17 protein-coding genes are annotated in these 22,231 nt (G+C 67.7%); 4 read left to right on the top strand and 13 right to left on the bottom strand.

Annotated elements, in window-relative coordinates:
* Positions 1-321: 321 nt before the first annotated feature.
* Entirely contained in the window at positions 322-1,155 is an 834-nt protein-coding gene (locus RTY13_RS16080; protein WP_312784974.1) for an IclR family transcriptional regulator, read from the bottom strand.
* A gap of 164 nt (positions 1,156-1,319) precedes the next feature.
* Between RTY13_RS16080 and RTY13_RS16085 the strand changes: the two genes are divergently transcribed.
* A complete protein-coding gene (locus RTY13_RS16085; protein ID WP_312784976.1) occupies positions 1,320-1,772 on the top strand; it encodes a PaaI family thioesterase in 453 nt (150 codons plus the stop codon).
* Positions 1,773-1,830: 58 nt separating this feature from the next.
* Here the strand turns inward: RTY13_RS16085 and RTY13_RS16090 are convergent, their stop codons facing one another.
* From RTY13_RS16090 to RTY13_RS16125, 8 genes are read right to left on the bottom strand one after another with little or no spacing between them, the layout of a single operon-like run.
* The gene (locus RTY13_RS16090; protein WP_312784978.1) at positions 1,831-3,699 is read right to left on the bottom strand and encodes an acetyl/propionyl/methylcrotonyl-CoA carboxylase subunit alpha; all 1,869 of its coding nucleotides are present in this window, start codon (positions 3,697-3,699) and stop codon (positions 1,831-1,833) included.
* Positions 3,699-3,932 carry a hypothetical protein gene (locus RTY13_RS16095; protein WP_312784980.1) on the bottom strand — a complete coding sequence of 78 codons (234 nt, stop codon included), beginning with the start codon at positions 3,930-3,932 and terminating at the stop codon, positions 3,699-3,701. Before RTY13_RS16095 ends, RTY13_RS16090 begins: the two co-directional genes overlap by 1 nt.
* An 8-nt stretch (positions 3,933-3,940) precedes the next feature.
* Positions 3,941-5,554, bottom strand: a complete 1,614-nt coding sequence (locus tag RTY13_RS16100) for a carboxyl transferase domain-containing protein (RefSeq protein ID WP_312784982.1) — start codon at positions 5,552-5,554, stop codon at positions 3,941-3,943.
* Entirely contained in the window at positions 5,551-6,720 is a 1,170-nt protein-coding gene (locus RTY13_RS16105) for an isovaleryl-CoA dehydrogenase (RefSeq protein WP_312784984.1), read from the bottom strand. The genes RTY13_RS16100 and RTY13_RS16105 overlap by 4 nt, the downstream gene beginning before the upstream one ends.
* A gap of 15 nt (positions 6,721-6,735) precedes the next feature.
* Complete coding sequence (lpdA, locus tag RTY13_RS16110; protein WP_312784986.1) at positions 6,736-8,139, bottom strand: dihydrolipoyl dehydrogenase; 1,404 nt, start codon at positions 8,137-8,139, stop codon at positions 6,736-6,738.
* Between the two features lie 4 nt (positions 8,140-8,143).
* A complete protein-coding gene (locus tag RTY13_RS16115) occupies positions 8,144-9,418 on the bottom strand; it encodes a dihydrolipoamide acetyltransferase family protein (RefSeq protein WP_312784988.1) in 1,275 nt (424 codons plus the stop codon).
* Positions 9,419-9,421: 3 nt separating this feature from the next.
* A complete protein-coding gene (locus RTY13_RS16120) occupies positions 9,422-10,435 on the bottom strand; it encodes an alpha-ketoacid dehydrogenase subunit beta (RefSeq protein WP_178828596.1) in 1,014 nt (337 codons plus the stop codon).
* A gap of 3 nt (positions 10,436-10,438) precedes the next feature.
* The gene (locus tag RTY13_RS16125) at positions 10,439-11,704 is read right to left on the bottom strand and encodes a thiamine pyrophosphate-dependent enzyme (protein ID WP_312784992.1); all 1,266 of its coding nucleotides are present in this window, start codon (positions 11,702-11,704) and stop codon (positions 10,439-10,441) included.
* A gap of 120 nt (positions 11,705-11,824) precedes the next feature.
* Between RTY13_RS16125 and RTY13_RS16130 the strand changes: the two genes are divergently transcribed.
* Complete coding sequence (locus tag RTY13_RS16130) at positions 11,825-12,295, top strand: Lrp/AsnC family transcriptional regulator (protein ID WP_312784994.1); 471 nt, start codon at positions 11,825-11,827, stop codon at positions 12,293-12,295.
* 69 nt (positions 12,296-12,364) lie between these two features.
* Here the strand turns inward: RTY13_RS16130 and RTY13_RS16135 are convergent, their stop codons facing one another.
* From RTY13_RS16135 to RTY13_RS16145, 3 genes are all read right to left on the bottom strand, one after another.
* The gene (locus RTY13_RS16135) at positions 12,365-14,023 is read right to left on the bottom strand and encodes an MFS transporter (RefSeq protein ID WP_312784996.1); all 1,659 of its coding nucleotides are present in this window, start codon (positions 14,021-14,023) and stop codon (positions 12,365-12,367) included.
* Positions 14,020-15,354 (bottom strand): GntR family transcriptional regulator, encoded by a 1,335-nt coding sequence (locus RTY13_RS16140; RefSeq protein ID WP_312784998.1) that lies wholly within the window; start codon positions 15,352-15,354, stop codon positions 14,020-14,022. The genes RTY13_RS16135 and RTY13_RS16140 overlap by 4 nt, the downstream gene beginning before the upstream one ends.
* Before the next feature lie 183 nt (positions 15,355-15,537).
* Positions 15,538-17,964, bottom strand: a complete 2,427-nt coding sequence (locus RTY13_RS16145) for a TonB-dependent receptor domain-containing protein (protein WP_312785000.1) — start codon at positions 17,962-17,964, stop codon at positions 15,538-15,540.
* Positions 17,965-18,141: 177 nt separating this feature from the next.
* Here RTY13_RS16145 and RTY13_RS16150 point away from each other — a divergent pair, with 177 nt between their 5' ends.
* Together RTY13_RS16150 and RTY13_RS16155 are read left to right on the top strand one after the other, a co-directional pair.
* Complete coding sequence (locus RTY13_RS16150; RefSeq protein WP_312785002.1) at positions 18,142-20,235, top strand: hypothetical protein; 2,094 nt, start codon at positions 18,142-18,144, stop codon at positions 20,233-20,235.
* Positions 20,236-20,322: 87 nt separating this feature from the next.
* A complete protein-coding gene (locus tag RTY13_RS16155; RefSeq protein WP_312785004.1) occupies positions 20,323-21,978 on the top strand; it encodes a tannase/feruloyl esterase family alpha/beta hydrolase in 1,656 nt (551 codons plus the stop codon).
* Positions 21,979-22,042: 64 nt separating this feature from the next.
* Here the strand turns inward: RTY13_RS16155 and RTY13_RS16160 are convergent, their stop codons facing one another.
* On the bottom strand, positions 22,043-22,231 hold the full coding sequence (locus tag RTY13_RS16160; RefSeq protein WP_312785006.1) for a hypothetical protein: 189 nt from the start codon (positions 22,229-22,231) through the stop codon (positions 22,043-22,045).

Consider the following 22,231-nt stretch of genomic DNA (forward strand, 5'->3'; position numbering starts at 1 on the left):
AGGTTCAATCACGTGATCGTCCACGCTCACAAGGATCAGGTCATCGACAGTCATGCGCACTCCTCCGCGTTTTCGACGCTGCCGACCGCTCCGGGGAGCCCGGCCGCCAGCGACGCTATTTTCAGAATGACATTCTATATGAAGAACAATCTTCACGTCCACGCCTGATTGCGCCTGACCTGGCCTTGGCGCGATCAGACCACTGGAGATGCCGGCGCAACAGCGGGCGCCCCTGCCCTGCCCTGCCCGGAGCGTGCAAGCTTGTGACTCCCAGGATGGAAGGGCTTCCTCAGGCGATCCGGTTGCGATCGGCGAAGAGGATCAGGTCAGAGCGCGCGTCAAACGGTGCGACACGTCCCGCAGGGCTTCGCCGATCTCGCCGAGGGCGGCGTCTTCATACTGTTCGGAGAGCATGACCCCGACGATGGTGAAGGTCACCTCGCCCGCACGGTCGAACACGGGCGCGGCCACGGTCTGGACCCCGCGCGTGAAATAGCCGCGGTCGACCGCCCACCCCCGCGCCTGGGCCGCTTCGACCTGGGCCCAGTATTCCTCGAACGTCAGCGGCGCCTGCCAGCGCAGCGACTTGAACGACTCCTTCAGCGCCTTGAGGGTCCAGCCGAGATAGGGCGCCATGGCGCGTCCGGTAGCGGCCATCAGGATGGGCAGGCGCTGCCCCTCAGCCATTTCAATGCGCACGTCCGCAGGGCTGGCGACGCTCTTCACCAGGACGATCTTGTCAACGCCCAGCCGCTTCCACAGCGTCACCGTGATATTGAAGCGCGCGGCGATCTCCGCCATGAGCGGCGCGGCGGCGGCGACCCTCTGGCCCTCGGTCAGCAGTTCGCCGACCAGGGCGGTGAGGCCCATGCCGACCGTATAGGTCTTGGCCACGGGATCGAATTCGACGATCTCCTCGACCACGAGGGTGCGAAGAATATTGAAACAGGTGCTGGCGTTGATGCCGAGCGCGCGCGAGATGGTGACGGAGCGGGTCGGCCCGCCAGCCTCCACCAGATACTTCAGAATCCGGATGGCGTTCGAGACGGGCTTGACCAGCACCATGCGCTCGTTCGCATCCACAGCCTCCCCCGTCAGGTTCGTCTCGACCTCGTCGTCAGCGTCCAACGCCCCTGCTGTTGTCGATTCCGCCATAGTCTCTCCTGAAAGCCCTCATGCACGCTGAAGAGCGTCGTCGCCCGACCCGCGCCGCGTCGAAACGACGAGAATCCACCAACCCTTCCTTGCCACATTCTTCTAGTGACAGAAGAATAGTCTCAATAGAGTAAACTCAATCAAAGCTTGCGCTGGACCCCCTGATGACCGCTGACCTCGTTTCGCCCTGCCGCGGCTGCCAGATGAGCCGGACGCCCTGCCGCTTCGGCGCGGACGACTTCGTCGCCCTGAGCGAAACCGCCGCACGCGTCCGCCTCGCCTGTCCCGCCGCCTTCGAAGGCGGTCCGCGCGTGGCGCATGGCGGGTGGACGGCCGCCGTGTTCGACGACGTCCTGGGCCGCTTCCTGGTTCATACGGGCGTCAAGTCGGTCACGGCCACCCTCGCCGTGGATTATCTATTGCCCGTGCCCATCGAACAGCCGCTCGAGATCCACCTGGAAATCGCCGCGCGGGAAGGACGCCGCAACCATCTGACCGGCGTCCTGCGCCTGCAGGGAAGCGACCGCGACCTGGCCGTAGCGCGGGGCGTCTGGGTGGAGCTTCGTCCGGGCCATTTCGAACGCCATCAGGCGCGCATGGCCGAACTCGAGACCTAGAGAAGCGCCCGCCGCTCCGTGCGGCCCGAGCCACAAGGGCGGCATTGAAGGCTAGGGATCAATCCGGGTCCGCCTCGATGCGCACCAGGGCGACGCCCTCGGCGACCTGCTCGCCGGCGACGGCCGCCAGGTCGGCCACCCGCCCGTCGAAGGGCGCCGCCATGCCATGCTCCATCTTCATGGCCTCCAGGGTCAGGAGCTTCTGACCGCGGCTGACCCTCTGGCCCTCCTCGACCTCGATCGCAATGACCTTGCCCGGCATCGGGCTGAGGACGACCCCGTCCGAGAGGCCCTCGCCCTCCCCCCTCGCCTCGACACGACCCGGCCCAAACGGCCAGGCCTCGCCGTGAATGAAGAGAATCTCGCGTCCCCCAACCGCTGCAACCCGTCCCTGCAATGTCCGCGCCGCCTCGATCCGATAGGCCTGCCCGGCGATGGAGACCGAAACCAGGCCCTGGGCGGGAGCATTGGCTCGAAAACCGGCCAGGTCCGTCCAGGCCCCGGCGTCGGGCCCTGGGATAAGGGCCGCCGCCGCCGCCGCCTGGACCGTGATCGAAGGCTCGACGCCGGGGACAAGGGCGTCGACGCCGCGCTCGATAAAGCCGGTATCCACGCGTCCGGCGGCGAAGCCTTCGTCGGCGGCGGCGCGCGCCAGGAAGGCCGCATTGGTGCGGACGGGCCAGACCTCCACGCGTCCGGCCGCCTCGGCCAGCTTGGCGGCGGCGGCCTGGCGCGTCGGGGCGTGGACGATCAGCTTGGCGATCATGGGGTCATAAAAGGCCGTGACCTCGTCGCCTTCCTGCACGCCGGTATCGACCCGCACCCCTTCGGGCAGGCGCAGGTGCTCCAGGCGGCCGATCGAAGGCAGGAAGCCGGCGCTCGGGTTTTCCGCATAGAGCCGCGCCTCCATGGCCCAGCCGTCGATAGCCAGCTCCTCCTGTCGCTTCGGCAAGACTTCGCCGGCGGCCGCGCGCAACTGCCACTCCACCAGGTCCTGGCCGGTGATCGCTTCGGTGACCGGATGCTCGACCTGAAGCCGGGTGTTCATCTCCATGAACCAGATCCGGTCGGCCCTCAGGCCCTCGGACGCATCGGCTATGAACTCGATGGTTCCGGCCCCCACATAGCCTACGGCCCGCGCCGCCTTCACGGCCGCCGCACAGACCGCCTCGCGCACCTCGGGCGTCATGCCGGGCGCCGGCGCCTCCTCGATCACCTTCTGATGCCGCCTCTGCAGCGAACAGTCGCGTTCGAAAAGATGCACGACATTGCCGTGTAGGTCGCCGAAGACCTGCACCTCGATATGGCGGGGCGACAGGATGTACTTCTCGATCAGGACCCGATCGTCGCCGAAAGCGGCCGCGGCCTCGCGGCGACAGGACTGCAACCCGTCCAGGAAGTCCTCGGCGGCGTCGACCCGGCGCATGCCCTTGCCGCCCCCGCCGGCCACCGCCTTGATCAGGACCGGATAGCCAATGGCGTCAGCCTCGGCCCTGAGCCGTTCGGGCCGCTGGTCCTCTCCCATGTAGCCGGGCGTGACCGGGACCCCTGCGGCGATCATCAAGGCCTTGGCGGCGTCCTTCAGACCCATGGCGCGGATGGCCGACGGCGGAGCCCCGACCCAGACCAGGCCGGCGGCGATCACGGCCTCGGCGAAGTCGGCGTTCTCCGACAGGAAGCCGTAGCCGGGATGAACGGCCTCAGCGCCCGCGGCCTTTGCGGCCGCCAGGACCCGGGCGACATCGAGATAGGATTCGCGCGCCGCAGCAGGGCCGATCGGCTCCGCCTGGTCCGCCTCGCGGACATGCAGGGCGCCGGCGTCGGCCTCGGAATAGACGGCTATGGTTCGGACGCCCATGCGCCGGGCGGTGCGGAAGACCCGGCAGGCGATTTCGCCGCGATTGGCGACCAGAAGGGATTTGAACATCAGAACCTCAATCCCGCTGCGGCAGCGGCGTACGACGCCGCCCCGGCCCGGCGGTGTGTTTCGCCCACATAGTCGGCCATGGCCGCGTCCAGACGTTCCAGGACGGAATCCCACCCCGCCCCAGGGCCGCAGCGGGCCATGGCCTGGTTGGTGTCCGCGATCAGCTTGCCCAGGTGTCGACGCGCCAGCTCAAGCTCCGCATCGGCCAGTCCCGACAGACCCGCTGCCTGCACCCCCTCCATCACATCCGGAACACGCCGAAGCGCGTCTCGGGGATGGGGGCGTTCAGGCTGGCGCTGATGGCCAGGCCCAGGACGTCGCGGGTCTGGGCCGGATCGATGACGCCGTCGTCCCACAGGCGGGCGGTGGCGTAATAGGGATTGCCCTCGTCCTCGTATTTCTGGCGGATCGGGGCCTTGAAGGTCTCGGCCTCCTCGGGCGTCCAGGCATCCGCGTCGCGGTGGACGGTGGCCAGGACGCTGGCCGCCTGCTCGCCGCCCATCACGCTGATGCGGCTGTTGGGCCAGGTGAAGAGGAAGCGCGGGCTGTAGGCCCGGCCGCACATGCCATAGTTGCCGGCGCCGAAGCTGCCGCCGATCAGAACGGTGAACTTGGGCACTTCGGCGCTGGCGACGGCCGTCACCAGCTTGGCGCCGTGCTTGGCGATGCCCTCGGCCTCGTACTTGCCGCCGACCATGAAGCCCGAGATGTTCTGCAGGAAGAGCAGCGGAATCTTGCGCTTGCAGGCCAGTTCGATGAAGTGCGCGCCCTTCTGGGCGCTCTCCGAGAACAGGACGCCGTTGTTGGCCAGGATGGCCACCGGCTGTCCCCAGATGTGGGCGAAGCCGCAGACCAGGGTTGCGCCGTACAGGGCCTTGAACTCATGGAACTCCGACCCGTCGACGATGCGGGCGATGATCTCGCGCACGTCGTAGGGGGCGCGCACGTCCTGGGGAACAACCCCGTAGAGATCTTCCGCCGGATAGAGCGGCGCTCGAACGGGCGCCAGGTCGAGGTCCGCCCCGCCCTGCCGCGGCAGGTGCGAGACGATGTCCCGCACGATGGTCAGGGCATGTTCGTCGTTCTCGGCCACATGGTCGACCACGCCGGACTTGCGGCCGTGGGTCTCGGCGCCGCCCAGTTCCTCGGCCGAGATGACCTCGCCGGTCGCGGCCTTCACCAGCGGCGGGCCAGCCAGGAAGATGGTGCCCTGATTGCGCACGATCACCGTCTCGTCGGACATGGCCGGGACATAGGCGCCGCCGGCCGTGCAGGAGCCCATGACGCAGGCGATCTGCGGGATCGACTTGGCCGACATCCGCGCCTGGTTGAAGAAGATGCGGCCGAAGTGGTCGCGGTCGGGGAAGACCTCGGCCTGGTGCGGCAGGTTGGCCCCGCCCGAATCGACCAGATAGACGCAAGGCAGGTTGTTCTGCTCGGCGATTTCCTGCGCCCGCAGGTGCTTCTTCACCGTCAGCGGGAAGTAGGCGCCGCCCTTCACCGTCGGGTCGTTGGCGACGATCATGACCTCGCGGCCCGACACCCGACCGACGCCGCAGATCATGCCCGCGCCGGGCGCGCCATCCGGATCCAGAGCGTCGCCGTACATGCCGTTGGCGGCCAACTGGCCGACCTCGAGGAAGGGCGACCCGGGATCCAGCAGGCGTTCGACCCGGTCGCGCGGCAGCAGCTTGCCCCGCGCCACATGGCGGTCGCGCGCGCGCTGCCCTCCGCCCAGGCCGGCCTTGGCCACAGCGCGGCGGAGGGTCTCGGCGAGCTCGCGGTTGTGGGCTGCATTGCTCTTGAACTGATCGCTGTTCGTGAGCAGTTTCGAAACGAGGACCGGAGCGCTCATGAGCCCAGAAGCTCGCGTCCGATCAGGAAGCGGCGGATTTCATTGGTGCCGGCGCCGATGTCATAGAGCTTGGCGTCGCGGACCAGACGCTCGACCGGCCACTCCCTGGTGTAGCCGGCGCCGCCCAGGGCCTGAACGGCCTCCAGCGACACCTTTACGGCGTTTTCCGAGGCCAGCAGGATGGCGCCGGCCGCGTCGTAGCGAGTGGTCTTGCCCTGGTCGCAGGCGCGGGCCACGGCATAGACATAGGCGCGGGCGCTGTTCAGGGCGACGTACATGTCGGCGACCTTGGCCTGCATCAGCTGGAAGCTGCCGATGGGCTTGCCGAACTGCTTGCGCTCGCGGACGTAGGGCAGGACTACGTCCAGCGCCGCCTGCATGATGCCCAGGGGACCGCCCGACAGGACCGCACGTTCATAGTCCAGGCCGCTCATCAGCACGCCGGCGCCGCCGCCGATCGGGCCCATGACGTTCTCTTCCGGGATCTCGCAATCCTCGAACACCAGCTCGGCGGTGTCGGAGCCGCGCATGCCCATCTTGTCCAGCTTCTTGGAGACCGAGAAGCCCTTCATGCCGCGCTCGACCAGGAAGGCGGTGCAGCCCTTGGAGCCGGCCTCGGGGTCGGTCTTGGCGTAGACCACCAGGGTGTCGGCGGAGGGGGCGTTGGTGATCCAGAACTTGGTGCCGTTCAGGACGTAGCGGTCGCCCTTCTTGTCGGCGCGGGTGCGCATCGACATGACGTCCGAGCCCGAACCGGCTTCCGACATGGCCAGGGAGCCGACGTGTTCGCCCGAGATCAGCTTGGGCAGGTATTTGTGCTTCTGCTCGGGCGTGCCCCAGCGGCGGATCTGGTTGACGCACAGGTTGGAGTGGGCGCCGTAGCTCAGGCCGATAGAGGCCGAGGCGCGGCTGACTTCTTCCATCGCCACGACGTGTTCGAGGTAGCCCATGCCGAGGCCGCCGAACTCTTCCTCGACGGTGATGCCGTGCAGGCCCAACTCGCCCATCTCGGGCCAGAGTTCGCGTTTGAACTCGTTCTTCTCGTCGATTTCGGCGGCGAGGGGGGCCAGCCGATCGGCGGCCCAGCGGGCGGTGGTTTCACGAATGGCGTCGGCGTTCTCGCCGAGGCCGAATTCCATGGATTGGGGCGCGAAGGGAATGCTCATGAAGCCTGCTCGGAATCAGATGTGAAGGGCGTGGCCGAGCGCCTTCAGGGCGCTCTCGTGGACGGCCTCGCCCAGGGTGGGATGGACGTGGATGACGCCGGCGACGTCTTCCAGAACAGCCCCCATCTCCATCAGGGTCGAAAACTCTCCCGCCAGTTCCGAGACGTGGCGGCCCACCGCCTGGAGACTCAGGATCCGGTGGTCAGACTTGCGCGCCAGGACGCGCACGAAGCCGCCGTCGTCGCCCGCCTCCATCGACAGCGCCCGGCCATTGGCCTGGAAGGGGAACTGGCCGACGATGGTCTCGACGCCCTCGGGCGCCTGGTCGGGCGTCAGGCCGACGCTGACGATCTCGGGTTCGGTGAAGCAGACGGCGGCGATGGCGACCGGATCAAACCGGCGTCTGTGACCGGCGATGATTTCGGCGACCATCTCGCCCTGGGCGGACGCCTTGTGGGCGAGCATGGGCTCCCCCACCAGATCGCCGATGGCCCAGACCTGGGTCGTCGACGTCGCGCAGCGGTCGTCGATCTTCACGAACCGGCCCTCCATCGCCAGGCCCATCTGCTCCAGGCCCCAGCCTTCCGTCAGCGGCTTGCGGCCCACAGTGACCAGGATGCGATCGGCGGGAACAATGACCGGTTCAGATCCATCAGCCGTCTGGATCAACAGGCCCGCATCATCCTGCCCCAGGGCCCTGGCCCCGAGGTGGACGTCGACGTCGTGCTTCGCCAGCCATCGCGACACCGGCTCAGTCAGCCGGCTGTCGTACAGCGGCAGAATGCGATCCTGGGCCTCGACGATGGTCACCTTCGACCCCAGCTTGGCGAAGGCGATCCCGAGCTCCAGCCCGATATAGCCGCCGCCGACCACCGCGAGGGCCGCCGGCACCTCCGTCAGGGAAAGGGCGTCGGTTGAGGAAATCACCCGGCCTCCGAAGGGGAGGAAGGCAAGCTCGACCGGGGTCGATCCCGTCGCCAGAATGACATGTTCCGCCTGGATAGACATCCTTCCGGCGGCGGTCTCGACCGTACAGGTCTTGGCGTCGGAAAAGGTCGCCCATCCCGTGACGACCCGAACCTTGGCCTTGCGCAGTAGGCCGCTCACGCCGCCGCTCAGCCGATCGACGATCCCGTCCTTCCAGCTCATGGTCTCGTCAAAGCGCAGGCTCGGAGGTTGGCTCAGGCGGATGCCGAAGCGCCCCGCCTCCCCCGAGGCCGCCGTCGCCTCCTCATAGAGGCCGGCGGCGTGGATCAGGGCCTTGGAGGGAATGCAGCCGCGCGTCAGGCAGGTGCCGCCCAGACGCCCGGTCTCGACCAGAACCGTGTCGAGCCCAAGCTGTCCGGCGCGAATGGCGGCCACATAGCCGCCCGGTCCACCGCCGACGACGAGGACCTTGGGTCTGAGGGTCTTGGTCATCGCTTCAGTCCATGAAGATCAGGGCGGGGTGTTCGAGCAGGCGTTTGACCCGCTGGACGAACAGGGCGCCGTCGTAGCCGTCGACGATCCGGTGATCGAAGGCGGAGGACAGGTTCATCATCTTGCGCACCGTGACGAAGGCCCCCTGCACCATCGGCCGGTCCACCAGCTTGTTGGGGTTGAGGATGGCCACCTCGGGATGATTGATCACCGGCGAGGAGGAGATCCCGCCGAGCGGTCCCATGCTGGTCAGGGTGATGGTCGAGCCGGACAGTTCCTCGCGCGCGGCCGTTCCGTCGCGCACGGCCTTGGCCAGCCGCGCGACCTCTCGGGCGCAGTCCCAGAGGTCGCGCGCCTCGGCGTGACGCACGACCGGCACGATCAGCCCGTTGGGCGTCTGCGTGGCGATGCCGATGTGCACGCCTTCGTGGGCGTGCAGCACCCCCGCGTCGTCGTCATAGAGGGCGTTGATCTGCGGGTAGTCCGGCAGGGCCTTGACTATGGCGCGCATGATGAAGGGCAGCAGGGTCAGCTTGGGCTGATCCTCGGTCCGGTGCTGGTTGAGGTCGAGACGCAGGGCCTCCAGCTCGGTCAGGTCGCACTCCTCGACATAGTTGATGTGCGGGATGCGGCGCTTGGCCTCCTGCATCTTCTCGGCGATCTTGCGCCTCAGGCCGACGATACGGGTGTCGTTCACTCCGGTGCGAGCGACCAGGGACGAGCGGGCGCCGCCCTCGCTGTCCGCCACCAGATAGGCCTCGAGGTCGTCGGGCGTGATCCGGCCCGCCGGCCCGGTGCCGGGGACCTGGATCAGGGACACGCCGAGATCCAGGGCGCGCCGACGGGTCGAAGGCGAAGCCAGCGGCGCCTCCCCCGCAGAACGACCCGATGAAGCACTGCGACGCAAGGCGCCGGACGGCGCGGCCGTCCTTTCCGAAAGGGCCGGCGCAGGAGCCGGAACCGGGCCTGGCGACGGGGCGGCGCCCATCGTCGCTTCAGCCGGAACGGGCGCCGTCGCGGCAGGCGTCTCCACGCCCGCCTCGCTTTCGAATTCGACCAGGACGGCGCCTACGGGCAGCATGCCGCCTACCTCGCCGTGGACGGCGACAACCACCCCTGCGACCGGCGAGCTGATCTCGACCGTCGCCTTGTCGGTCATGACCTCGACCAGGTTCTGGTCTTCCTCGACGACGTCGCCGACCTTGACCAGCCAGGCCACGACCTCGGCCTCGGCGACGCCTTCGCCGACATCGGGCAATCGGAACAGATACCGCCCCATGGCCTAGTCCTCCATCGTGCGCTTGAGGGCCGCCGCAAGCCGGGCGGGCCCGGGGAAATAGTCCCACTCGAAGGCGTGCGGATAAGGCGTGTCCCAACCGGCGACCCGCTGGACGGCGCTCTTAAGGTGATAGAAGCAGCGTTCCTGGACCAGGGCGGAAAGCTCTCCGCCAAAGCCCCCGAAGCGCGATGCTTCATGCAGGATGACGCATCGTCCGGTCTTCTTGACCGAGGCGACGATGGCGTCGACGTCCAGGGGCACGATGGAGCGAAGATCGATCAGTTCGGCGTCCACGCCGCTGTCCTCGATCCCCGCCAGGGCGACATGGACCATGGTGCCATAGGCCAGCACGGTCGCCTCGGTCCCCTCGCGCACGATGGCGGCCTTGCCGAGCGGCACGGTGTAGCGACCGGCCGGCACCTCGGCCATGGGATCGCCCGCCCAGGTCTTGAGCGCCTGTTCGTGACGCCCGTCGAAGGGACCGTTGTAGAGGCGCTTGGGCTCCAGGAAGATGACCGGATCGTCGTCCTCGATCGAGGCGATCAGCAGGCCCTTGGCGTCATAGGGATTGGACGGGATGACCGTCTTCAGCCCGGTGATGTGGGCGAAGATGGCTTCGGGGCTCTGGCTGTGCGTCTGGCCGCCGAAGATGCCGCCGCCATAGGGCGAGCGCACTGTGATCGGGGCCCAGAACTCGCCGTTGGAGCGATAGCGCAGGCGCGCCGCCTCCGACACCAGTTGGTCGAAGGCCGGTAGAATATAGTCGGCGAACTGGATTTCAGGGATGGGCCGCAGCCCGAAGGCCCCCATGCCGATGGCCGTGGCGACGATCCCGCCCTCGGAGATCGGCGCGTCGAAACAGCGGGTCAGGCCGTGTTTCTTCTGCAGGCCGTCGGTGACGCGGAAGACGCCGCCGAAATAGCCGACGTCCTCGCCAAAGATCAGCGTGTCGGGATCCTCGGTCAGCATCACGTCGAGCGCCGAATTCAGCGCCTGGATCATGTTCATCGTCGGCATGGTTCAGATTCCCAGTTCGCGGCGTTGTTCGACGACCCGCCAGTCGGGGTCCTTGAAGACGCCCTCGAACATCTCCTTCACGCTGGGCTTGGACTTGCCGAGGGTGCCCACGGCCTCCGCCTCCTTGACGGCGGCGCGCACCTCGGCGTCGAGCTCGGCCTGCAGGGCGGCGTGGCGGTCCTCGTCCCAGAGGTCCAGGCCGATCATGTGGGCCTTGAGCCGCTCCACCGGATCGCCCAGGGGCCAGGCCTCGGCCTCGTCGGCCGGCCGGTACTTGGTCGGGTCGTCGGAGGTGGAGTGTCCGGACGCCCGATAGGTGTAAAGTTCGATCAGGGTGGCGCCGAGGTTCATCCGCGCCCGCTCCGCCGCCCATTCCGTAGCCGCCCAGACAGCCAGGAAGTCGTTGCCGTCGACGCGCAGGCCCGGCAAGCCGTAGGCTAGGGCCTTGGCTGCGAAGGTCGTCTCATCAGCGCCGGCGATGCCCGAGAAGCTGGAGATGGCCCACTGGTTGTTGGTGACGCACAGGATCACCGGCGCCCGGTAGACGCTGGCGAAGGTCAGGGCCTCGTGGAAGTCGCCCTCCGCGGTCGTGCCTTCGCCGATATAGGCCAGGGCGATGGATTGCCCGCCCTTGAAGGCCGAGGCCATGGCCCAGCCGACGGCGTGGCCGAACCGGCTGCCGACATTGCCCGAAAGCGAATAGAAGCCGTAGTCCCGCGCCGAATAGAGAATGGGGAGCTGGCGCCCCTTGAGAGGGTCCTTCTCGTTGGAGAATATCTGGTTGCACAGGTCAATCAGCGGATAATTCCGCGCCATCAGCCAGCTCAGCACCCGATAGGTGGGGAAGCACATGTCGTCGCGGTCGAGGAAGAGGGATTGGGCGGCGCCGATCGCCTCCTCCCCCGTCGACTTCATGTAGAAGCTGGTCTTGCCCTGGCGGTGCGCCCTGAACAGGCGCTCGTCGAAGGCGCGGGTCAGCAGCATGGCGCGAAGGCCCGCCAGAAGCGTCTCCGTCGGAAGCTTGGGATTCCAGGGGCCCGACGCCTCCCCGTTGTCATCGAGCACCCGCACGAGGCCGAACGGCAGGTCGCGCATGTCCGCCTCCGCCGAGGTCGTCTCGGGGCGACGGGTGTCGCCCGGCTCGGGAATGAGCGAGCGGTCAAAGGCGGGCGCGTCGCCGGGACGGGCGACCGGCTCGGGAATGTGAAGGCGCAGAGGAGGACGGTTTTGCATGATCTCGACCGAGGTTGAGCCACGATACTGGCCCATCCCGTCGGGCGCCCCGCTCTCGAAATCACGCCAAAAAGTTCTAAGATCGAAATGAAAATCTATTACTGAAATAGTTTCTGGATTAGAAATCCTCGCTGGCTGTTTTCGAGAGCGCGCCCCATGTCGACCTTTGAACCTGACGAAATCGACCGCCGCATCCTCGACGTGGTCCAGCGCGTCTTCCCCCTGACGACAGCTGAACTCGCCGACCGCGTCGGACTGTCTCAATCTCCATGCTGGCGTCGCCTCAACCGATTGAAAGCCGAGGGCTATGTCGTGGACGCCAGACCGCGCCTGGTCGCTGAAAAGCTCGGCCTCCACACCACGATCTTCGCCAACGTCAAGCTTTCGGCCCACGGACGGACCAATCTCACGGAATTCATCGACGCCGTCTCCCGGCTGCCGGAGGTCATCGAGATCCACCCCACCATGGGACCGTTCGACTTCCTGCTCCGGATCATCACCGGCACGGTTGAGGATTATCGCGAGCTCGCCTTCGGCCGCCTGCTCACCCTGCCCACCGTGCAGGAGATCAACTCGACCATGTCCCTGGGCGCCGCCAAGATGACGACCGCCCTGCCCTTGCGTTGACGCTCGCCTGCCCCCTTCGCCGGGCCCCGGCGTTAGCCCGGCGGCCGCCTTCGCCTGGTCTGGCCAGGGTCAGGGCGTCGTCCCGGCGGGCTCCGGCCCGACGTCGAGATCCGGGGTTTCGTCCCGCCACCGCACCGAACCGGCCGGTCGCTCCAGCAGCCGACGAACCTGGACCGGCGCCTCGGGATCCAGAAGCGCCCGGCTCTCGTCCAGCCCCTCCCGTCCCGAGCCCTCGCCCCGATGGACCAGATGCTGGTAGTCGTTCCAGGTCGGGGCGTGGAACCGCTCGGTCCAACGCGTGGCGTCGGAGATATCCCGGGCGATGGACCATCCGTAGCCGCCGGTGCGCAGGCGATAGCGGCGCACCTTCTGCATCACGGCGTAGAAGGCGCGCGCATTGCGCGCCGGCACGACATAGTCGATCTCGATGACGATCGGACCGCTACGGGGCGTGATGTCGAGTCCGACGGCGGGTCCGGCCCGATCGAGCTGCCGTTCCTCGGGCGGCAGGGACATGTTCGGCAGCCGCAGCCACAGGCCCGCCAGGGCCGACGTCGCCATCAGCAGTCCCGCGACAAGCAGCGTGTCGCCCACGCCGATCTGGTCGGCGCAGCGGCCCCATCCCCAGGCGCCCAGGGCCACGCCTCCAGCGATCGTCGCCTGGAAGATGGCCAGGGCCCGCCCGGCGACCCAACGCGGAGCCGAGACCTGGATGGAGATGCTGTAGAGCGTCAGCACGCTGGTCCAGGCCACGCCGGCGACCAGGAGCGCCATCAGGGTCGCGGCCTCATGACGGCTCGCGGCGACGACGATGATCGCCGCCCCCATGACGACGGCTGAAAGGCGGCTAGAGGTTTCAGTCGTAAGACGGCGGCGGATCGACGGCAGGATGACGGCGCCGATCACCGCCCCCAGTCCGAAGGCGCCCAGAAGCAGACCATAGACCGGGGCATCGCCCTGCAGGAGCTCGCGGGCGATCAGCGGCATCAGGGCGGGAACGACGCCGCCGATCAGGCCGAACAGGAGGGTTCGGACAATGAAGGCCCGATGGGACGGGGCGTAGCGGATGAAGCGAACGCCAGACACGAGGGCGCGCCAGAAGGTCTCAGGGGCCAGTCGCGCCGGCTCCTGCTTGCGCTTCCACAACAGCAGAACCGTCAGCAGCGGCAGATAGAAGACGGCGTTTGCGGCGAAGGCGCCGATCGCCCCCACCGCTGCGACGATGACGCCGCCGATGGCGGGCCCGAAGCTTCGAGCGACATTATAGCTGATCCCGTTGAGCGCGATGGCCGACGGCAGGGCCTGGCCCGGCACCTGTTCGGAGACCGAGGCCTGCCAGGCCGGGCCGAAGACGGCCATCCCGCTGCCGACGACGAAACAGAAGGCCAGCAGGATCGGCGGCGTCAGGAGCCCCAGAAGCGTCACCACGCACAGACCGACCGCCCCGGCGAGCGCGAAGCTCAGCGCCCCGATGCAGACCAGGCGTCGGTCGAACATGTCCGAGATTGCTCCGGCCGGCAGGGCGAAGAGCATGATGGGCGCCATCAGGGCGGTCTGGACCAGGGCCACCATCATGGCGTCGTCGGTCAGCCGACTCATGCTCCAGGCCGCGCCGACCCCCTGTATCAGGATGCCGAAGTTGGACAGCAGGCTCGCCGACCAGATGCGTCGGAACACAGGGACGCGCAGGGGCGCGAGCAGGCCCTCTTCGCGGACGGCGGCGGTCATGGTCGCCTCCGCGAGACGCGCTGCTCGTGGGACAGGAAGAGACGCCGCGCGCGCGCCGCATCACCGGCGGCGAGGGCTCCGGCGATCAACGGGCCGAGACCGTGGCGGTCGTGGTCGGCGACCGGCGCAATCGCATCGACGACAGCGCTGAAGATCTCGATGGCGGCGTCGCCCGAAAGCGCGCCGAACCGGGCGAGCGACAGGCCGGGCCCATCCCCTGCCAGCGCCAGGGCGCGACGCTCCCTCGGCATTTCGGCGATGGCGCTGAGCGCCTTGAGGCCCAGCTGGCGCCGCAGGGAGGTCGCATCCTGGGGATCGATCTCCGTCCGGCCCAGATAGTCGAGAGCGCGTCCCATCGCTGCGGCGGGCTCGGGGACGGCCACGACCAGGCCGCCGGCGCGACCGCGCTCCATGCGGACAACGGAATGCTGCTCCAGCATGCGGACGGCCTGGCGCAGGGTGCTCACCGTGACGCCGTATCGCGCCACAAGATCTCCGGCGCCGCCGATCCGGGCTCCGGCCGACCAGCCCAGAAGTCGCACGTCGCGCAGCAGCTCCCTCGCCAGGCGCTCGGCCGGATGGCCGCTCCCGTCCGGCAGTTCGCCCTCGATCACGGGCACCTGCCGTTGGTCGCGGTCGATGGCGCTCCAGGCCGCCTGGCTGTCACGAACCAGCGCCAACTGGCGTTCCCGGAGTTCGAACAGGGCTCCGACGTCGCCGGCGATCTGCGCCTCGATCATCTCGAGAAGGGAGTCCCACCAGGCGCCGCGGTAGGCCAGGCCGCCCGCCAGGACGCTATAGGGCGCCATGTCCTGCCCGTACTCGGCGATTGTCTGGTAGGCGAGGCCGGCCAGCGGGTCCTTCACGAGGCCGCGAATGGCGCTCAGCAACTGGCGGATCTCGCCCATGCGCGGCAGGTTGGTTTCCGAGTCGCGCTTCAGTCGCCAGGCGAGCTGGCGCACCTGTTCGCACTCGTCAGGGTCGAGACGGGGCGTCGAGGTCAGAAAGACATGGGTGTCGACGGCCTTCAGGAGCCGGTCGGCGGCATAGGGCCCCTGCATCCGGCTTTCCAGCAGGATGGCGAGGGCCCGCCCGGCGGGCTCCGGATCCGGCGGGGCGACGATGAGCCCTCCGCCGATTCCCCGCTTCATGAAGGCCACGCCGCGCGCCTCGAGGATGCGGGCGGCCTGACGCAGCACCGAACGCCCGACCTCGTGGCGGGCGCGCAGGTCCTGCTCGGACGCGACCAGGGCGCCGGACCTCAATCCGGCGCCCCGGATCATGTCCGCAAGGGTGTCCGCAAGCTGAACTGCGACGGGATCGGTGGCCATTCCTGCTCTACTTCCGTCCGCCGTTCCGGCGTCTCGGTCGGCGGACATGTGGGAGACGACGCCGTCCCTTCGGAGCCCCCGGGCGATCGAAACGACGCAAGCGCCGCCGACCGATATCCGATCCCTGGGCCAGCGGGAAGGGAATGTCGATCGGCGACGCTCGGCCGGGCGACCGGCCGGCGGTCAGGAGCCGAAGGCGTACCTCAGCTCCACCCCGAAGAAGCGGGGCTGCCCGTACAGATAGGTGGCGACGCCGAACTCGCTTGTGAGCTGATTATTGGTGCCCGTGACGTAGGTCTCGTCGGTGGCGTTGCGGATATAGGCGGCCGCGCTGACGCCCGTCCCCCTGATGTTGCGCCAGTCCGCCCGCAGGTCGATGCGGGTATAACCCTCCAGATTGGTGCCCAGGCTGGACAGCGCGACCAGAGGATTGCCGTTGGGCACATTGGCGGGATCGGTGGCGATGCCGCTCTGGTGGTAGATGCTGGCCAGGGCCGAAAGCTCGCCCATGCCCTGCGGCAGCGGGATCTCGATCCGCGGCGTGAAGTTCAGCTGGTGTTCAGGGGTATTGGGGAATTTGCTATTCGACAGATCGCCGAGCAGGGCGTCCGTGTAGCTGTCGTACTTGGCGTCCAGATAGGTGTACTGGAGCGAGGCGCTGAACCAGTCGGACGGTGCGACGGTGAGATCAAGGTCCAGCCCGGCGATGGAGCCGGCGGCGGCGTTGCGGGTCACCGTCGAGGCCGGCACCGTGGCCAGATTCACAAACCTCTGGATATTGGTGTAGTCGTCGTAGAAGACGTCGACGGCGTAGCGCACCTGCCAGCCGCCCAGGGTGGACAGCCCCTTCACTCCGGCCTCGTAGTCGGTCACCTCCTCGGGCTGGAAGAACCGGTCGGCGGGATTGATCGCGGTGCCGTTGAACCCCCCGCTCTTGAAGCCCTTGCGAACAGTCGCATAGACATTGAGGTCGCGGCTAAACTGATAGTTGGCGGCCAGGTTCCAGGTCGTGGCGTCAAAGGAAACGTACATCCTGGCGCCCGCGCCCGCGCCCAGCTCGGTCGGATAGGGTTGGAGCGGCGAGAAGAGGACAAAGGTCTGGGACGGTCCGCTGGACCTCTCATCCGTCGTCTTGCGCAGCCCGCCGGTCAGGGTCAGCCTGTCGGTGACGGCCCAGTCGATCTGGCCGTAGACGGCTTCGCTGCCCGACGAGGACTGGGCGATATTGACGGCCTGGATGACGCCGCCGTTCGGCAACAGCCCTGGAATGCGAACGAACTGGCGCGTGTCGAAGCCGTAGTTGAGAGGCGTTTTTGCGTCCTCGGTGAAGTAGCCGACCACCCCGTCGATGTTCCAGACGTTGAACTGGGCCTGGAACTCCTCGCTGGTGTATTTGGACTTGTTGCCGAGGGGATTGGTCACATGCAGGACCGTCACCGGGCTGCCGTCGAGGTCGTAGGACTGGCCTGCGGTGGAGCGTCGCTGGCTGTAGATGTTCTTGAACGTCAGATGGTCATTCAGGGCCCAGGTCGTGGTGTTGATCCATCCCTGACTGTCCAGCTTCATGTAGTCGGGCTCGTAGTTGGTGGCGATCGCACGAGGGCCGCGCGCCTTCTGGGCCGCAAGCGCGGCCTGGAGCTGGCCGTAGATGGGCTGGTTCGAATAGGAGGGCGCGATGACCGCCAGAGAGAGGCCGGACCCGGCCTCGTCCACATTGACGTCCTGATACAGGAGGGTGTTCTCGAAACCCTCGAACGGACGCGCGGTCAGGCTGATCCTCCAGGCCTCACGATGCTCGTCGTCCAGCTTGTCGCCGTTCGTGACATTGTCGGTATAGCCCTCGCGGCGCAGCACCTGGCCGGCCACGCGGAACATCAGCTTGTCGCCCAGGATCGGGCCGCCGAGACCGAACTCGAGGTCGCGACGCTCATAGTCTCCGAAGCGGCCCAGGACATAGCCGTTGAAAGCCTCGCTGGGCGCGCGAGGCGCGAAGAGGACGGCGCCGCCGGTGGTGTTGCGTCCGAACAGGGTCCCTTGCGGCCCCTTCAGGACCTGGATGCCCTGAAGATCGAAAATTGCGTCGCCGAAGGACGGCACCTCCGCGAAATAGGGAACGACGCCCGGAGAATTCTGGCCGAACGCCTGGCCCTGCCCCCGGATCGAATAGGTGATGTTGTTGCGGTTGGCGGTGGTGTTCTGAACGCTGAGACCGGGCGCGACCTGGCCGAGATCGTTGGCGTCGCGAACCCCCTTCTCCTCCAGGACCTCCTGGCTCAGCGCGGTCACGGCGAGAGGCACCTCCTGCAGCCGCTCCTGGCGTCGACGCGCCGTGACGACGACGTCGTCGATGGCGGAAACCTGATTAGGGTCACTGGTTGAAGGCGTCGGCGACTGCGCGAATCCGAAAGTAGGCGCGGTCATACAGGTGGCGAACAGCAGGCCGGACAGGCCGATCCTGCGAATTGGGCGCGCGGAATTAGCGCCAGAAGCGTGGTGCGTCATCGTTCCCTCCAATGCCGGCCGCGCCCATTTTTGGGCGCTGGTGAGAAGGTCCCCCTGCCGTGCATTGAACAAATCAGTCTCACATGTGCAGAATATCGGCAAGAACATTCGTCTGAGGTCAGAATTCTCGTTTCTCCGCGAAAGCCGCTGCCTTCACCTTGAGGTCACGCATTGACGCGAATTCGGATTAGAGAATGATTGACTGATTTCAGAACACGCGGATAGATGAGGCGATCGGCCGGAGAGCCAGAACCCAAAACCAGTCACACATTAGGATGAGCGCCCATGTCGGACCCGGCTGAAACCCCCGCCCTGGACACCCGCGGCTACGCCGTCCGGGACCCCTATTTCGGCGCGCCCTACATCGACCGCGACGAATGGCGCGAGGCCCCCTACCCCCATCGCAACATCCACGGCGGCTTCGAGAACACAGACACCCGTTTCACCTTCTACTTCCCCGCCGAGGAGGAATGGGGCGGCCGGATGTATCATCCGCTCGAAGGCGCCCACGCCGGCCATGAAGAAGCCTTCGCCGGCGCGATGGGCGCCCTGCTCGGCGGCCTCGACATGATGGTCAAGCTCGGCGGCTACATGGTCGAATCCAACTCGGGCCATATCGGCGACGACGTCGATCCGCGCGCCGGGATCGATCCCGGGCTCTACGGCTATCGCGCCAGCGTCGAGAGCGCGCGCTTTTCCAAATTCGTCTGCCGCCAGGTTTTCGGCCGCGAGCCCGACTACAGCTATGTCTGGGGCGGCAGCGGCGGAGGGCGGCGCTCGCCCCTCTGCCTCGAGTACGGCGACGGCGTCTACGACGGCGCCCTGCCCTTCATGGGCGGCGGCAATGTGGAGCCGCACGGCACCAATGCGCGCGTCCGCAGTGAACAGCCCTTCTCGTTCGGCAGCATGTTCAACGTCCAGCGCCTCTTGCGCGGCGACAAGCTGGACCGGGTCATCGACGCCATGGCGCCCGGCGGAGGCGGCGACCCCTTTGTCGGCCTCTCCCAGCACGAGCGCGAGGAACTGGCCAACCTGTACCGCCTCGGCTACCCGCGCGGCGACGAGTTCATGATCGCCAAGCCCATGGGCCAGATCTGGCTCTGGTGCTCGATCGCCGGCATGCTCCTGGAAGAGGACGCCGACTATTTCGCGCGCTTCTGGGACACGCCCGGCTATGTGGGGCACGACCGCCCAGAGGTGGTGGCGGACGACCTCATCGACATCGAATTGCCGATCAGCCGGATCATCACCGCCCAGGACCTGATGGGCGAGGAATTCAGTGCGCCCGAGTACGCCGATGCAAAGGCAATGATCCTGCTGATGGCGTCGAGTTCAGGGGCCTGGGACCTGCCGGTGGCGATCGAGGTCAAGGGTCTCGAGGGCGGCTACAGCACCGGCAGCGGCGTCCTGATCCAGAGCGGAGACGCGGCGGGCCGGCAACTGTTCTGCACCCGCGCCGTCGGCGACATCTGGTTCTGCGACGGCCGCGCCGACGCCAATATCCTGCGCTTTCGCGGGGTCGAGGTCGGCGACAGGGTCCGCCTCGACAACCACGCCTTCCTGGCCTTCTGCTATGCCTACCGGCACCATATTTCGGACGACCCGCTGAACGACTTCCTTCGCGTCGACGGCCGTCCCGTCTATCCGCAACACGGCGTGCCGGCCCAGTCGCCTCTCATGGGCGTGCCCTACTCCGGCCAGTATTCGGGCAGGCTGCTCTGGATCCACCACACCCACGACGCCTCGCTGTGGCCGCCCCAGGGCGTGATCTACAAGCGCGCGGTCGAGGACGCCCTGGGACCGGAGGCGGCCCGGGAGAAGTTCCGCCTGCAATGGACGCAGAACGCCGAACATGTCCCGCCCATGCTCCTGCCCAGCTGCGCCGAACGCGCCACCTCGACCTGGCTGATCAACTACATGCCGATCATCGAACAGGGCCTGGTCGATCTCGCAGCCTGGGTCGAACAAGGCGTCCCGCCGGCCGAGACCGCCTATGAGTTCGCCGACGGCAAGGTCAGCCTGCCGTCGTCGGCCAAGGCGCGCGGCGGCGTCCAACCGGTCGTTGCGGTCACCGTCGACGGCGCCGTCCGCTTCGACGCCAAGGTCGGCCAGCCGGTGACCTTCACCGCACAGGCCGAAGCGCCTGAAGGCGCCGGAACCTTCACCCAGGCTCAATGGGACCTGGACGCCTCAGGCGCCTTCGCCGTCGAGGCGGAGGTCCCGCCCGGACAGACCGAACTGATCCTCAGGACCACGACCCGCTTCGACCGGCCGGGCGTCTATTTCGTCACCTGCCGCGTGCGCCTGAACCGGGAGGGCGATCCGACGGCGCGGCGTCAGCTTGAGAATCTGGCGTCGGCCCGGGTCGTCGTCGCCTGATCCCAGGCCGGCGCGTCATCGACCCGCCGCCGCATCCGCCCCAACCGCCGGGACGGCCCGAACCACAACACCCAAGGGAGGACTAGCGTGACCTTATCTGTGAAATCCAGGCTTCTCGTCTGCGGCGCCGCCGCGGGAGCCGCCATCCTGTTTCATGGCTCCGCCGCCTCGGCGGGGACCTGCGAAACCGCGGCCATCCAGGCCGCAGCGCCGGCCGATACTGTGATCACCTCGGCGACCCCGACAGCGGCCCCCGTGCCGCACTGCCGCGTCGAGGGCTATGTCGTCACCACCAACCCGGGCCCCAACAAGGTCAATTTCCGGCTCCAGCTGCCGGATGAGAACTGGCGCAACCGCTACTACTTCATCGGCATGGGCGGCGCGGCGGGCTACGTCCCGTCGGACTCCCAGATTCCCGCCGGCAATCCGCTCGTGCAGGGCTTCGCCGTCGCCGGGACCGACACCGGCCATACCGGCCACATCCTCGACTGGAGCTTCCTGTCCGATCCCGCCCAGGCGCGCGACCATATCGACCGGGGCGCCCACGTCACTGCGGTGGCGACCCAGCAGATCACGCGCGCCTACTACGGCGGCGCGCTGTTCTATCGCTACACCTCGGGCTGCTCCGGCGGCGGGCGCATGTCCACCGAAGCCATCGAACGCCACCCCGAAGACTATGACGGCGTCCTGCTCGGCGCCCCTGGCGGCCGCAGCTCGGCGACCATGCTCGCCTTCATCAACGCCGCGCAGCAGATGGCGCGCGAGCCGGGCTCCTGGGTCTCCCCCGCCAAGTTCGTCATGCTCGACGCCAAGGTCACCGCCGCCTGCGACGAAATCGACGGCGCCAAGGACGACATCATCCAGGACCACACCAAGTGCAGCTTCGACTTCGACGCCCTGGCCTGCAAGGACGGTGATCGTCCCGACTGCCTGACCCAGCCTGAGCTCAAGAGCATCAAGGCCATCGTCGCCGGTCCGCGCAGCCCCTCCGGCCTCATCAAGGTCGGCTTCCCGATCTCCAACATGAGCGTCTGGGCCGGCTTCATGGGTCAGGTCCCCCCGCCCTGGTCCGACGCGGCCACGGTGGAGAACATGGCCCGCTCTTCGCCTGGCTATGTGATCGGCAGTTCCCTGGCCAAGGTGCTCTTCGGCCCCGACTTCGACGTGATGACCATGGACCTGAACGACCAGGCGACCATCGACGCCTGGTGGGAAGCGACCCGCAAGCTGGACTTCGGCGCCCCCTACAGCGCCAACCTCGCCCCCTACCGCGACCGCGGCGGCAAGGTGCTGATGTGGAACGGGGTCAGCGATCCCTGCTGCATCGACACCGAGATGGAGCAGTACTACGCCGACGCCGCCCGATCGGTCGGCGGCATGGATGATCTGCGCCAGTTCGCCAGCTTCTACCGCATCCCCGGCATGGGCCACTGCGGTTCGGGCACCGGCCCTGGCGATGCGCCGGACGTCCTGATGACCGAACTGATCAACTGGGTGGAAAAGGGCGAAGCCCCCGGTCCGGTCGTCGCGCACCGTGGCGCCGAGCGCCTGCAGCTTCTGTTCGCCGATCCGGCGACCAAGACGGTGTCGGGCGTACTCGTGCCGCCGCCGACCGGATCCTCGCGCGACTTCCTGCTCTGCCGTTACCCCGAGGTCGCGGTGTTCGATTCCGCCAAGGCGGGCGCGCCGGGCGCCGTCTACGACGCAGCGAACTGGCGCTGCAAGGCGGCCCCGCAGACCTGACCGCGACCGGCCTCTGAGGCGAAAACGCCGCTTCGCTCCGGCGAGGCGGCGTTTTCCGTTCTCTTCAGGCGTCGCCGACGAGCCCCGCAGGGCCTTGGCCCCGCCTCGGCGGGGACAGGCTCCCGCCGCCCAGGCCGTCGTCGCGCGCGCCGCCGACTATTACGATGGCTTCGACGCAGAACTGGGCCGCTGGTTCGAGACCTGCCCGGACCGTGCGGCCCGCACCGGCCTGACCCGCGGCTGCGTCACCCAT

This window comes from Brevundimonas sp. (genome assembly GCF_032055285.1).
Lineage (GTDB): Bacteria > Pseudomonadota > Alphaproteobacteria > Caulobacterales > Caulobacteraceae > Brevundimonas.

Bases quoted from the DNA above. Each gene is read 5' to 3' on its own strand.
- RTY13_RS16080 (WP_312784974.1), bottom strand. From the start codon at position 1,155: ATGGCGGAATCGACAACAGCAGGGGCGTTGGACGCTGACGACGAGGTC.
- RTY13_RS16115 (WP_312784988.1), bottom strand. From the start codon at position 9,418: ATGGGGCGGTATCTGTTCCGATTGCCCGATGTCGGCGAAGGCGTCGCC.
- RTY13_RS16140 (WP_312784998.1), bottom strand. From the start codon at position 15,354: ATGGCCACCGATCCCGTCGCAGTTCAGCTTGCGGACACCCTTGCGGAC.
- RTY13_RS16145 (WP_312785000.1), bottom strand. From the start codon at position 17,964: ATGTTCTTGCCGATATTCTGCACATGTGAGACTGATTTGTTCAATGCA.
- RTY13_RS16150 (WP_312785002.1), top strand. From the start codon at position 18,142: ATGTCGGACCCGGCTGAAACCCCCGCCCTGGACACCCGCGGCTACGCC.
- RTY13_RS16090 (WP_312784978.1), bottom strand. From the start codon at position 3,699: ATGTTCAAATCCCTTCTGGTCGCCAATCGCGGCGAAATCGCCTGCCGG.
- RTY13_RS16105 (WP_312784984.1), bottom strand. From the start codon at position 6,720: ATGAGCATTCCCTTCGCGCCCCAATCCATGGAATTCGGCCTCGGCGAG.
- RTY13_RS16135 (WP_312784996.1), bottom strand. From the start codon at position 14,023: ATGACCGCCGCCGTCCGCGAAGAGGGCCTGCTCGCGCCCCTGCGCGTC.
- RTY13_RS16125 (WP_312784992.1), bottom strand. From the start codon at position 11,704: ATGGGCCAGTATCGTGGCTCAACCTCGGTCGAGATCATGCAAAACCGT.
- RTY13_RS16120 (WP_178828596.1), bottom strand. From the start codon at position 10,435: ATGCCGACGATGAACATGATCCAGGCGCTGAATTCGGCGCTCGACGTG.
- RTY13_RS16160 (WP_312785006.1), bottom strand. From the start codon at position 22,231: ATGGGTGACGCAGCCGCGGGTCAGGCCGGTGCGGGCCGCACGGTCCGG.
- RTY13_RS16130 (WP_312784994.1), top strand. From the start codon at position 11,825: ATGTCGACCTTTGAACCTGACGAAATCGACCGCCGCATCCTCGACGTG.
- lpdA (WP_312784986.1), bottom strand. From the start codon at position 8,139: ATGACCAAGACCCTCAGACCCAAGGTCCTCGTCGTCGGCGGTGGACCG.
- RTY13_RS16100 (WP_312784982.1), bottom strand. From the start codon at position 5,554: ATGAGCGCTCCGGTCCTCGTTTCGAAACTGCTCACGAACAGCGATCAG.
- RTY13_RS16085 (WP_312784976.1), top strand. From the start codon at position 1,320: ATGACCGCTGACCTCGTTTCGCCCTGCCGCGGCTGCCAGATGAGCCGG.